This window comes from Paenibacillus sp. MAHUQ-63 (assembly GCF_028765165.1).
Lineage (GTDB): Bacteria > Bacillota > Bacilli > Paenibacillales > NBRC-103111 > Paenibacillus_E.
In genome coordinates this window covers 78,462-91,383 of the sequence record NZ_JARADB010000010.1, presented here as the reverse complement: position 1 = coordinate 91,383, position 12,922 = coordinate 78,462, and the positions used below count along the sequence as shown (strand labels likewise).

Here is a 12,922-nt window from a genome sequence, read left to right as displayed (position 1 = left end):
TTTCGACATTACACCACATTTCACTGAACATTCTCTGAACATTCGACAAAATTCCCGTTCATTCTGTTCCAAAAAACAAAAAAGCCGCCAAAGGCGGCCTTATTCTTATCCGTTCTATCTCTGCTCAAATAATTGATTCATCCATACCATCAATCCGGGACTTGGCCGTATGCCCAGCTCCTCATCGAGACGGCTGCACAGCGCCTCGTATTGCTGCTTAACTTCCGCATAATCGCCGCGCAGCTGATTCACCCTCATCAGCCCCCAATACCCGTCTTCGACAAGCGGGTTATGCTCCCGCATCTGCAGGTAGGCACTCCCCGCTTCTCTTAGCAACCCTTGAGCCAGGCAGAAGTCCGCATACGATTGGAGGTACTGCCACCTCAGCAGTCTTAATCGCTCTCGCTCCCCTTCTACCCAATGAAACTGAAAGTCAGCGAAATAATCGCCTTTGTACATATCCAGCAATTGTTTATATAACTCTACTGATTGCATATCAAGCGCTGGCGCTTTTGAAAGAGACTCCTCCCATACATCGACATCTACGTGAACTTGATCAAGTTGTAAACGGTACCCCTCTTGTTCGTATAGCACTTGAATTGGAACCCCAAGATCTTTCAGCATCTTTCGTATTTGGTACACAGTAGTATGCAACTGCACTGTAGCACGTACCGGATCGTGGTCAGGCCATAGAACCTCAAGGATGGCTTCCTTCCGGATGGTCGGTTCATGGCGGTGGTGAAGCAGAAGGATGAACAGTTCTTGAGACTTGCTTGTCCGCCATACAAATGATCGCTTATCAACTGCACTACTATGAATCCATCGCAGGGAATGAAAGCAAGTCAATTGCGTTTGCTCACTTTCTTTCATCGGGTCATGATGAGGGGGGACTTTGGCCTTGTACAATCTATCCATCGTTTTATCCAAACGCACTTGGGAAATGGGCTTTAAGAGGTAGTCCAAAGCGTTCAGCTCGAATGCTTCCACAGCGTATTGATTATATGCGGTAACGAAAACAAGCTGCACATCCGGCTGCACGGAGGAAATTCTCGCTGCTAATTCCAGCCCGCCAATCCCCGGCATCTCCAGATCAAGGATAACGGCGTCCACCTTCTTCTGTCTACTCAGTTTCAATGCTTCCATAGGATCTATTAGAGAGGCAATAATCTCAACATCCTCGTATTTGGCCAACATATTTTCGATAATCCTTAATGCTAGCGGTTCATCATCAACTAAAAGCACTTTCATGTACATCAACTCCACTCCATAATTCATTGTGGATTCAATATCGATCTCTGCTATGTCGACAAAATCCAAGTTATTTCGATGAAAGATGATATAATAAATTGAAAAATTTTTGTTGCTGAATAGAGGTTGATTGGATTGCTTACCAAGAAACGGACGTTAATGACCTTTGCAATTTTCATTCTAGTCCTAACAGGGATACGACTAACAGTGCTTAGTTTCCAGAAGCCCATCGATCATCCGCATGTTGCAAACGGAATCTTGGACCTGCGAGGGTGGACGATTCCGAAAGATAAAACAATTTCGTTAAATGGTGAATGGGAGTTTTTCCCGAATCAATTCGTAGTACCAGGAAAAGAGACCGGTTCTCCCCTACCTGAAACGACATATATTAAGGTTCCTGGTCCATGGGAACACTTTTTTCCAGCTGATGGCGATTCTTCTTTTCTTTATGGTACATATAGAATGCGTATTTTGATTGATGATCGTGTTGATCAAACTTTTAAAATTAGTACAACCGAAATCAACAATGCATCAGCTGTATTTGTAAACGGAGTGTTAGCTGCGGGTTCAGGGCAACCCTCGGATAAGCAGGATTTGTACAAACCTAAGGATACCCCCTACTCTTTCACATTACCTGCAGGCAGTAAATCGATAGAGATTAACATCCATGTTTCTAACCATGCAGGTGCTGGTGGTATAACGAAGGAGATACGATTCGGAACCCTTGAAGCGGATCATTATCGAGTACAGCTTTCCACCGGGCTGCAGATTGTTTTATGCATCGTATTTCTAGTACATAGTTTGTACGCACTTATGCTCTATTTCTTGGGAGCTGCGAATAAGGGATTGTTCTACTTTGCACTGGTGATCCTTTGCGCAATTCTCAGTGTACTTACAGCAGACGATAAACTACTGTTCGTATGGTTCCCCATACCATTTGAGATCTCAGTTAAATTAACCTTCCTTTCTTATATTGGCGTAGTTGCTTTCATGCCGCCATTGCTTAAACACATGTTTCCCGAATGCGGTAATGCCATGGTTATCCGCTTGTTTTCCTATTATTGTCTTATATATGCAACATTCGTCTTTTTTTCGCCATCGCAGTACACGATTCCTTCAATTAAAGTTCTAGGGACTGTCCTTCTAATTTCGGTAATCGTCTCAGGCCAAATTTTATACTCCGCAAGGAAACAGCAAGATGTGATCTATTTACAGTTAGCCTGTGTCAGCCTAGGCATTAATATTATATGGATTATGGCAAAAGCTCACTATGAAATGATGCATTACCCCTTCGATTTGATCATTGCGGTATTTACTTTTGCAGCTTTCTGGTTTAAACGTTTTTTTAGATCAGTTACACAAACAAAACAGCTTGCTGAGAAGCTTCAATTGGCTAACCAACAGAAAGATGACTTCCTTGTTAATACTTCACATGAACTAAGAAATCCGCTACATGGCATCATGAATATTGCACAAAGCGTTTTAAACAATCCGCTCCATACGATACATGAAGAACATAGAGCAAGACTAGAGATTCAGGTCTCTGTTGCCAGACGTATGACCTTATTGCTTGATGATCTGATTGATGCGGCTCGATTAAGAGAAAAAAATGTTCGTTTGCAGATCAGCAGCGTTAACTTGCAGTCCGTTGTTGCGAGTATCGTCCAAATGATTCGGTACCAAATAGAAGGGAAGCCCATTAGTCTTCATGTTGATATCGCTGATAATTTCCCGTTTGTCAAAGCAGATGAAAACAGGCTGATTCAGATCATGTTTAATCTTCTTCATAATGCCGTTAAATTTACAGATAAGGGTGACATTACAGTCCATGCAAACATTGTAAACGGAATGGCGCACGTTCAGATTAAGGACACTGGAATAGGGATGGATCAGGAAACATTGGAACGTATATTTCTACCGTACGAACAGGGAAATCTGAACATGACAGAAATTTACGGAGGTTTTGGACTTGGATTAAGTATTTGCAAGTGGTTGGTTGAGCTCCACGGAGGTTCCATTCATGTCGTTTCTAATATAGGGGACGGATCCGTCTTCACTTTTACCCTTCCAATATCTGAGAATGCTAATCTAGAGATAACAGAACTCACTTCGATTATCAGTCATACCGAGTTAACTGCCTCTGATAAGAATATGTCCGTTCAAGCAGCCCTAACTTCAAATGGTAATAAGAATAATCCGAAAATATTGGCAGTGGATGATGATAGTATTAACTTGAAAATATTGATAGATATCTTAGGCACCGCGCAATACGATATGACTACCGCTTTGAGCGGTTCCGACGCTTTGTCCAAGATGGAGAGGACAACTTTCGATCTCATTATATTGGACGTAATGATGCCTCATATTTCCGGTTACGAATTAACGCGCATGATTCGGGAGCGATATTCTATTTCTGAGCTACCCATTCTATTGTTAACAGCACGTAACCGATCCGAAGATATCATTCTAGGATTCCAACTGGGTGCTAATGATTACATTGCTAAGCCGGTAGAAACTTGGGAGTTACTATCTCGGGTTCGTGCATTAACAGAAATGAAGCGTTCGATCGAGGAACGTATGCGTATTGAAGGCGCGTGGCTCCAAGCTCAGATTCAGCCGCATTTCCTTTTCAATACCATAAACACCATTGCCGCGCTTGGAACTGTGGATATTCCTAGGATGCTATTACTACTTGAAGAATTCAGTAATTACTTGCGAACCAGCTTTGATTTTCATAATTCCGATCGTGTGATTTGGATTGAACGGGAACTCGCTCTCGTTCGTCATTACTTATTCATAGAGAACGAGCGGTTTGGTGATAGACTGAAAGTTCATTGGGACTTGGAGGCCAACTTACATTTCCTTTTGCCCCCTCTCTCCATCCAAACACTCGTAGAAAATGCTGTAAATCACGGAATTTTGCGTCGCTCTTACGGTGGAACGGTACAAATTAGGATTACAGAGACTTCAGAATCATATGAAGTTTCGATTTGCGATAATGGAGTAGGAATGGATGAGGAAACTTTGCGGGAATTGTTTACTAATTCGTTAGACATAAACAAGGGGATCGGACTTCGAAATACGGACCGGAGACTTAAGCAGCTGTATGGAAAAGGATTGATAATTCAGAGCAAACCGGATCATGGAACAACCGTGACCTTTCAAATTCCCAAACAAATAGCCTATACCTAATAAAAGTTGCTTCCTACCGTTTGTGCTTCTACAATAACAATGTCCAAGCGAAACATACCTCCCAGAATACATTGTTAGTGGAGGTGTATGTAGCGATGGCCAAATACTTGCATACTGGATCGTTTAACTATCCAACTGCTGGTATCAAAACGTTAGTTGTGGTCCCGGTAGGAGTTGACGCAACTCTCGCAATTGCAAATAATTCCAATCAGCCCTTTACTATTTTGCTGAGCGGGGCTGTTACTGTTGCAGTAAAACCTTATGGGATTGCACGAATTGGATTTGGCAGTGGTGGGTTTACGACAACTGTTGCAATAAGGACGAAAGGACCCAGCAACGGGGCGTTTATTGTTCAACAAACCGCGTCCACATTGAATAGAAAAAAATGATCTAAACAATTCTGAATCCCTATATTCCCCCAAATAAAAAGACGACCCATTTCCATTTTTATGGACTTGAGTTGTCTTTTCTTTTCTCTTACATCTTTAATGCTGAGTTTTATCAGTCATACAGCCTCAATCTTAGGCCATGCCAGTTCGATGCCGTTCGCCGTCAGTAAAGCTTGAAGTTCTTTGAGCTTTGCTGCGTCAGCGCGAACCTCACTAGGGGTCATGCCTTGGTTCAAACAAAAAGCAGCTGTATAGCCTGCTGACTCCCCGATATTCCATTCAACGGGATGAAGCCTGTAGCAGCCGTTGGTAATATGGGTTGTTCCTATATTTTTGCAGGCAGCCAGCAAATTCGTAACCTGCTTGGGAATCAGACTCCCTAATGGAATTTGAAAAGGTAACGAAGAAATATCGAGGAAATTCCGTCCCTTCATACTCGGATGCAAATCAATACGGTAACATCCGATGCCTACGCTGTCCGGGAACTCTACTGCCCCTTGATCGCCTCGTATGGCTGTGCTTACATGCTGTTCCAAAACGGTGAACTCCGCTTTGATCCTACGCGATTCCCGAACATACGGCGCCTGGGCCATGCCATCAGCGGTCCCGACGACGTCCGGACGCAGCCGAAGCCCCGGATAGCCCACTCCCCCGTCAGGCCGAGGAGCTTCCGTCTGCAGCCAGTATAACAAAGATAAGCTTAGCTGTTTCGCTTGATGCCGATGCTTTTCGGCCAACTGCTCAGGTACATCGTACACATTGCCAAGAAAGTAATCGTTCTGCGCCCAATTGACTAACGAAATATCCGACGGGTATGTCCCGGCTGCGAAGTTCGCTCTATCTACAATCCGGCGATAGATAAATAAAGGATATTTATCCGTACCGGGAAAAAGCGTTTCTTCTGTTGGTTCCAGCGTCTTGGGATCGGGCGATACCCAATTCAACTGTGGATTCGGCCAAAACGGGGCTTGAAAAGAGCGCCAGAACTCGTAATCGTCGGGTTTATCAATGACATGATTCTCACCCTCGATGTAATCCATCGCAAAGCAGTAAGTAAAAGCCTGTATATCGTGAGGATCTGGGTCACCCTCCAAGGCATGTGGCTCATTTGTTTCTAACTTCGATTCTGCCCCAACTACATATTCGACTTCCGCAAGTGGCAATACATCCCCGCATTCCGTTGCATCAAGAAAATAAGGTGCGTGAACCGTCAGCTCTTCCCCGTTGTCGCGTTTGACAGTAACTGCTTGGATCACGTTACCCTTTCTATGTGCATTTACAATTTTACAACGTGTATGAATGATAAGTTTCCCGCTGTTAACGAACGGGGCAAGCAGCTGCTGTAATACAGCATGAAAGACGCGTGGTTCGGCGCACAGCCGGCTTACCCCGCCATTTCCCGGATTTAAATAGTATGCCGAACGCCCGTACTCTGATAACGGATAGTGTTGACGGTAGTATTCTCTGACCTCGTCGCGGAACTTGCGATAGCTTCGCGTACAGCCGAATTGCTCAATCCATTTATGCTCATCTGGCGGCACTGCCTGACTCGTCAACTGACCGCCAATCCAGTCGTATTCATCGGTCATATACACATTCTTTCCCATCCTACAGGCGGCTAGAGCTGCAGCGCACCCCCCTACTCCGCCGCCTATAATTGCAACATCTGTGTGTAGATCACTTTTCATATTCACCATTCACGAATTACCTCCTTCATCCACATTAGTTAATTTAAACCTATTAAATAGACGGCAGGTACCTTCTTAAAGTTGCAAAATTAGCTGAACCTCATAAGCTTCTAAGGGTTCCTCGATCGAGGCCATTCAATGGGAGTATGTGCCCATTCATGCATCTAATTCCAAACGTTGGGAATCATACGTTCAATTGATTTCCAGTAATCGTGGGGGGGGTTCAGCATTGGCCTTCTTTTTTACCAAAGATAAAAAACGTAAACTCAACCGGATTCCACAAGGCTCATCCGCTATGTCCAATGAGCCGGACAAGCTCAATCCCTCTCTTTCCATGAATGTGCTGCATTGTCGGTAAGCACCAAAGGCGGACCTGTACGTTTCATCTCCGAGCCGCAGACAGAGGCTGTCGTGCGCGGCCCAAGGCAAGGTTTCTTATACCGAGGGAATCGCCAGCCCTAATGTGCTGGAAGAAGTTCGGGCCCGGCAAGCACAAATCGATGTGGATACGATTCTGGACAGTTGCTGTTTGTCAATCCTATTGGTCCAACCGGACTCCTAGCCATGATAAAATTCCTGATGAGCAAGGGTTTCGTCTTACGTTGATAGATTGGACCGCTAAGAACAAAGGTTAATCCGCAGGAAACGGTATTTCGCATCAAAGCGCTTTGGAATAAGCGCACACCAAAAAACCCCGGCATCCTTCATCCTTGGCTGGGGTTTTTTCGTTTATGGGCCGATATTATACGCGGAACCTATTGAACAAATGAATTGTTCCGCTCCCAATGCCCGCCTTCATCTGTGCTTCGATAACTCATTATTGCAGCTTGAAGTGCACCCTTTGCAGCTTCCTCTTGCGTTTTATAGCTGTTTTCCATCGCTCCCGCATAAACAGGACCAGCATTATCAGCACCTTTGTAAAAGTGACTGAGTTCATAAAAATAACTGCCCTCACGATTTTGGAGAATATGAATACCAATAGAAATGCCATCAACGCTAGCTTTCAAACTTCGAACAACCTCGTGAACGGATTCAATATCTGCATGAACATTCTCCAGCTCGGATAAATTTAACATGATCTATGCCCCTCCAACTCTCATCAAAAGATATCATGGATAGTTTATCCAGTGTTCTCAAAACGATTCAAATGACTTACATCAAGTAGAAAATGACCTGTTTTTAACAAAACTAAATTGCCAACGCCCATTAACTTAATGATTACAAATGATCGGGTAGACCATGAAGATACATATTTATGCAGTCCGTGCTGCTCCTTAACACGCCAATGGTCTTAGCATTCGGAGACTTATAAATGGTCAAGTAATCAGCTTCGTCATAATCTTCCCGGATCGGGAAAGCAAGTTTTTCCTCATCCAGTGAGAACTCTGCGTGAATGCCAGGTTTATTGCCTCTTGGGTCCAAGCGGATCCACTTTTCCAACTTCTGAACATAAACAGCGTTTAAAGCATGAATACAGTAGCCTGTGTCTGGAGTGTCTCCGAGCGTAAGTCGTTGATAACAGAAGCCAGCGGGTATGCCCGCTCTTCGTAATATCGCACATAAAAGGTTAGCTTTTGCATAGCAAATGCCTTCTTCATGAATCAATGTTTCCGACGCGGAACAAGTAATTCTAGAACTTTGGATATCCCAAGAATGATCAATCTCATCACGGACATATTCATAAGATTTTTTAATAAAATCCACTTGATCTTGTGATGAGGCTTCCAATTTGGAAGTCAATTCGGCAATCAATTGGTGATCATAATCAACCTCTTCTGTCACGATCAAGTAATCGTTAATGACTAGCGATTCACAGATCAGATTCATTATAACAACTCCTAAACGATTATTTGCCATATAGTCTATCTGAATAATTATGCATAATAAAGATAATATATTCAATAATTTCATTGCCCGTTACCTTAACAAAACTAGGGAACAGCTGCACCATTGCGAGTTGCTCCATCATTCTTCTAAGTGTACAGGGCAAATTATTTTTTCGACACATGAGACAACTATATCTAATATCCTAAATTAGCCCATTTATTTAAAGGAGAGTTTGGATGGAAAGGAAATTAATTTATGATTACATTGTTGTGGGTACAGGACCCGCAGGAGCGGTAATTGCGAAAACCCTATCCGACGATAAAAGAACATCCGTCCTTATTTTAGAAGCAGGCGGTAACAACGATAAAGACAAACCGATTAGCGACTCGACGATGGCTTCCGAGCTGGAAGAACAATTCTTTCCTCAGTATTTTTGGCAAGGAGAAGGTGTCCCGCAAGCCGGGCTGGACGATCGGACGTTCGAATGGACAACAGGTCGTCTCTTGGGAGGCGGTTCATCGATTAATGGAGAACAGTACGTGCGCCCAACAGGCAAGGTATTTAGAGAATGGGCAAGGCTGCTCGGACCTCTCTGGTCTCCTAATCGGGCGGTTCTGCGATTCAAAAGACTTGAGAAATATAACGGGAAAACAAATAATGCCTCTGCACGCGGTTATAGTGGGCGCATTGATATTCGCCAGGCTCCTCTAAATCCGACATCGATGGCAAATAAATTAGTTGCTGCAATCGAACGAGCTTCCGGCTTCCCTGAGATTTTGGATTATAATAACCCGAAAACCACAATTGGCCCCTTTACGCGATGGCAATTATATCAGAAACCGAATGGCAGGAGGGAAAGCTCCTCCACTGCATTTTTGTCCTCGGATGTCGTAGCGTTGAATGGCCGGGGAGTAAATGGCCGTAAATTAAGATTATTTTCTGATTCGACCGCTTTAAGGGTCATATTTTCTAATAAGCGCGCCCGCGGAGTGGAATTTCTAAAAAGTGGGAAGCGTTTAATCGCATACGCAAGGAAAAAGGTCATTATCGCGGCAGGGATTAACAGCGCTCAGCTCTTACTGCTATCCGGGATAGGATCTGCAAAAATACTTAAAGAAGCTGGTATTCGCTGCATCTTTAATAACCCCAATGTGGGGAAAAGCTTAAGAAACCATACACTTAACTTTGCTGTATTTCAATCGAATCCGAGCGACAGACCTTTACCTTCGAATGATCCCAACGCCCTTTATACCGGCGGGGCTTTCCTGCCTGACCCTCTAGGAATAAAGCGTCGAGCGGTTCAAATTCTGGGTATAGGCTCTGAAGACGATACGTTAACATTAGGTTTGATCTACTTGCGTCCGAAGAGTCGCGGTACCATCCGCATCCAAAACAAAGATCCTCTTAAACTTGTGCTCGCAGATGAAGGATTTCTAGATAATCCGAATGATTTGGAAGCCGTAAAAAACATTTATAAGATCTATGTAAAGAATATAGCCGCTGAGCTAATGGCCATTGATCCATTATATCGGCTCATTTCACCTACTGTTGAAACAATTGATAACGATGCCGAACTGGAACAATTTATTAAAGACAACTTTGATCATAATCATCACCAACAAAGCTCGCTTCGAATGGCCCCCTTACAAAATGGAGGGGTTGTTGATCGGCGTGGAAATGTTCACGGTGTAAAAGATTTAATTGTTGCGGATGCTTCAATCATCCCTTTTACAGTGGATGGAAACACTTCAGCGGCAGCCTATCTAATCGGATATACCATCGCTAAACAAGTCATATGGATAGATAAAAGGAAACAGCGGAGGAAGATTCGAGAGAAATTTGAAAATAGCGAAGAATAACTGAAAACATTTAAGTTCAGTTTTCATAAAGGCACTCTATACTCAGAGTGCTTTTTTTCGTGTTTTTTCTGTTCCATGGAATTCGCACATTTTTGAATCCATAGGGATTAGTCCAATTCGCTATTCTCCATTAAGAATACGCTATGCTGAACATGACTAAAGGAGGATTTATATGGCACAATCAGTGAAATTAAGTCCGCAATTCAGAAGACTTTGTATGCAGTTTGGCAGAATCTTAGGAGGAGAATCGGAAATTGAAGCAGGTCCTGTTTGTTTTGTGACGCGAATGACGAATTTAAAAGAAACGATCTTAGGAAGAAGAACGCGCTCCCCGCTGGTTCAAATGCAAATGTTCTCGTTTGAATCGCTGGATAGCTCGGGTCGTGCACTATGCTTGGGTGAGACTGCCGTTCATCAAGATCAGGTTAACCGTTTAATAACGAACCTCCGTAGACGCGGGATTAAAGTAACTGCGATTCATAATCACTGGTTAAAAGAAAATCCTCGATTAATGTATATGCACTGGGAAGCCATCATGAATCCTGTCGTATTTGCGAGAAGAACCAAGGAATCTATTGCATTCTTGGGTTAATTGCCGTTGAGTTTTATTCGTATTTTATTATGAAGGGATGATTACGTATGGCGAAACAAGTGCAAGTAAGTCCTGCCTTTAGAAGACTATGTGATCGGTTTTCAACCATTTTAGGTGCAACGGAGCATGAAATTACAAAAGGTCCCGTTTGTTTTGTTACTAGAAATCGGAGAGTAAACGCTGCCATTTTAGGAAGACGTACTACATCTCCTTTAGTCCGCTATCAACTGTTCTCTTTTGAATCATTGGACAAATCGGGTCGCGCACTCTGTTTGGGGGAAACGGCTCTCTTCCAAAACCAAGTCAATCGTTTGTTGACCAATCTTCGCAATAACGGGATTACAGTAACTGCAGTCCATAATCACTGGCTGTTCGAGAACCCGCGCCTTATGTATATTCACTGGGAGTCGATTGATAATCCTATTGAATTTGCAAAGAAAGTAAAACGTTCTATCGCTTTTCTGGGTTAGTTAATATCCCTTATTTATATAAGTTTTAATATTTTCTAATTTGCATTTTTGTTGGGCTCTTACAACAATTAATCCTGTTATTGGGGAACCTTAATTTATCGGGGTTCCCCATTCTTATTGTTCTGCATTATCTGCTTTAGATGAAGAATCATTATCACGATCCGCACGTATAGCGTGAAAGCAATTGCCACCGCGTTTACAAATACGTCCTTTTCGACTTAAAAACCTCCTGCACTTTCTTTAACTCTTAGGCGTAATCCGCATATGATGAAGAAAATCCTTAATAAGGGAGGTGTTTTTTTGTATTATCGTACTTATGACGCACCGAATGCCGCTATATATGCTCCCTACGATTTAATGTGGTGGAATTATCGCCCAAATGGCATGCAGCCGCCATATCAAGCCCTGCAGAAATCGCTGCACGCTATTCAAGAAGCTGTAGCTAACGAGAGCAACACTGAAAAGTTCTACCAGAAGCTGCTTGAGCTTTCCCCATCCGAGGAAGACCGCGGTGTAATTACTTCTATACATGAAAATGAACGAGCACATTTGCAAACGTTACGGGAGATTTATTTTGCATTTACAGGAAGCCAAGTTCCGGCATCTCCACCTACAACGGTGTATAAAGAACCGGCATCATATAAAGAAGGATTAAAGACGGCTATATTCAATAAATGGAAAACTAACCTGATTGCCGGAGAGCTGTTAGCTGCTATGCCTACTGGATATTATCAGAACTTGCTGGCAAAAATCGCAGTAGACAACGTGACGATTGTATCGAAATTTAATTATTTGCTAGCAAACCTGCGTTAAACGAATACAAAAGCTCACGAGGCAAATACTTGGTTACGAATACTTAGATCCTTAAGACAACCGATCCATACGACGGCTGTCTTATTTTATTTGATGGATGATTGGGGACGGTTTATAGCGTAGACGGCTCGGTTTGTTGAGACAGGCAATTTTTTTACCAAAAAAAGCAAACCAGAATCCTTAAGTTTCTACATTGTAATTTTTTTCCCAGAGCTACATAATAGGACTCCTCGAGCAGGGAAATGCTACGCGGGCAGGAGCAAAAAGACTTTTGAGATTTCTCGCATCTCGGGCTCAAATTTATCATACAGGTGCTTGTTCGAGTTGTTGCGAAAAGAGGCAAAATTCAATAAAAGTTGTTATAGAAACTACTGTAGAACCCCGTGTTTAGACAATTTATCTTGCCGAATAATGCTGTACATCTTTAATGCGTTTATTACGAGGTGACCCAATGTACTATTGCATCAAGTGTAAAGAAGTCCACTTGCGTTCTGAATCAGAGCAAATCCTCATTTTTATTTCAGGGTTCCATTACTTTAATTCAACCATTTATAATGCAGGAGTTTGTAATGCTGAGAAAAAGTGGGAATGTGATGTTCTTACAAAGGAATTAACGGCAGATTAAGTTTAAATTGAAACGTTAAAATTAAAGAAGAGGCTGTCTGAGAAGTCTGTATGACTTCATACGGATTACCGATATAGCCGGCCTAGAGGGGAATGTATATATTTTTTCATATACATTTACCGATGTAGCCGGCATGCAGCCGGATTCGAGACGAAGAGGGTGTCCCAAAAGCCATGAATATGACCTGGGAACACCCTCTTCTTCTTGCCGCCCCAATGG

At 43.0% G+C, this 12,922-nt stretch carries 12 protein-coding genes; 8 read left to right on the top strand and 4 right to left on the bottom strand.

Annotated elements, in window-relative coordinates:
* Positions 1-114 precede the first annotated feature (114 nt).
* The gene (locus tag PUT07_RS32285) at positions 115-1,248 is read right to left on the bottom strand and encodes a response regulator (RefSeq protein ID WP_274472898.1); all 1,134 of its coding nucleotides are present in this window, start codon (positions 1,246-1,248) and stop codon (positions 115-117) included.
* A 135-nt stretch (positions 1,249-1,383) separates the two neighbouring features.
* On the opposite strand from PUT07_RS32285, the gene PUT07_RS32280 reads away from it, so the two are divergent.
* Together PUT07_RS32280 and PUT07_RS32275 are read left to right on the top strand one after the other, a co-directional pair.
* Entirely contained in the window at positions 1,384-4,440 is a 3,057-nt protein-coding gene (locus PUT07_RS32280) for a sensor histidine kinase (protein WP_274472897.1), read from the top strand.
* A 95-nt stretch (positions 4,441-4,535) separates the two neighbouring features.
* Positions 4,536-4,829 (top strand): hypothetical protein, encoded by a 294-nt coding sequence (locus tag PUT07_RS32275; RefSeq protein WP_274472896.1) that lies wholly within the window; start codon positions 4,536-4,538, stop codon positions 4,827-4,829.
* 116 nt (positions 4,830-4,945) lie between these two features.
* Here the strand turns inward: PUT07_RS32275 and PUT07_RS32270 are convergent, their stop codons facing one another.
* Positions 4,946-6,517, bottom strand: coding sequence for an FAD-dependent oxidoreductase (locus PUT07_RS32270; RefSeq protein WP_274472916.1), 1,572 nt, complete (start codon positions 6,515-6,517; stop codon positions 4,946-4,948).
* 348 nt (positions 6,518-6,865) lie between these two features.
* On the opposite strand from PUT07_RS32270, the gene PUT07_RS35720 reads away from it, so the two are divergent.
* On the top strand, positions 6,866-6,979 hold the full coding sequence (locus tag PUT07_RS35720) for a hypothetical protein (RefSeq protein WP_379241152.1): 114 nt from the start codon (positions 6,866-6,868) through the stop codon (positions 6,977-6,979).
* A gap of 293 nt (positions 6,980-7,272) precedes the next feature.
* Here the strand turns inward: PUT07_RS35720 and PUT07_RS32265 are convergent, their stop codons facing one another.
* A complete protein-coding gene (locus PUT07_RS32265) occupies positions 7,273-7,593 on the bottom strand; it encodes a hypothetical protein (protein WP_274472895.1) in 321 nt (106 codons plus the stop codon).
* 142 nt (positions 7,594-7,735) lie between these two features.
* A complete protein-coding gene (locus PUT07_RS32260; protein WP_274472894.1) occupies positions 7,736-8,344 on the bottom strand; it encodes a transglutaminase-like domain-containing protein in 609 nt (202 codons plus the stop codon).
* A 236-nt stretch (positions 8,345-8,580) separates the two neighbouring features.
* On the opposite strand from PUT07_RS32260, the gene PUT07_RS32255 reads away from it, so the two are divergent.
* The 5 genes from PUT07_RS32255 to PUT07_RS35715 all read left to right on the top strand — a co-directional run bounded on the left by PUT07_RS32255 (position 8,581) and on the right by PUT07_RS35715 (position 12,703).
* Positions 8,581-10,203: a GMC family oxidoreductase gene (locus tag PUT07_RS32255; protein ID WP_274472893.1), complete on the top strand. Its 1,623-nt coding sequence runs from the start codon at positions 8,581-8,583 to the stop codon at positions 10,201-10,203.
* Between the two features lie 172 nt (positions 10,204-10,375).
* Positions 10,376-10,795 (top strand): DUF1259 domain-containing protein, encoded by a 420-nt coding sequence (locus tag PUT07_RS32250; RefSeq protein ID WP_274472892.1) that lies wholly within the window; start codon positions 10,376-10,378, stop codon positions 10,793-10,795.
* A 47-nt stretch (positions 10,796-10,842) separates the two neighbouring features.
* The gene (locus PUT07_RS32245; RefSeq protein ID WP_274472891.1) at positions 10,843-11,265 is read left to right on the top strand and encodes a DUF1259 domain-containing protein; all 423 of its coding nucleotides are present in this window, start codon (positions 10,843-10,845) and stop codon (positions 11,263-11,265) included.
* Positions 11,266-11,529: 264 nt separating this feature from the next.
* Positions 11,530-12,078: a ferritin-like domain-containing protein gene (locus tag PUT07_RS32240; RefSeq protein ID WP_274472890.1), complete on the top strand. Its 549-nt coding sequence runs from the start codon at positions 11,530-11,532 to the stop codon at positions 12,076-12,078.
* A 427-nt stretch (positions 12,079-12,505) separates the two neighbouring features.
* On the top strand, positions 12,506-12,703 hold the full coding sequence (locus tag PUT07_RS35715; RefSeq protein WP_379241148.1) for a DUF3973 domain-containing protein: 198 nt from the start codon (positions 12,506-12,508) through the stop codon (positions 12,701-12,703).
* The last annotated feature ends 219 nt before the right edge of the window (positions 12,704-12,922 follow it).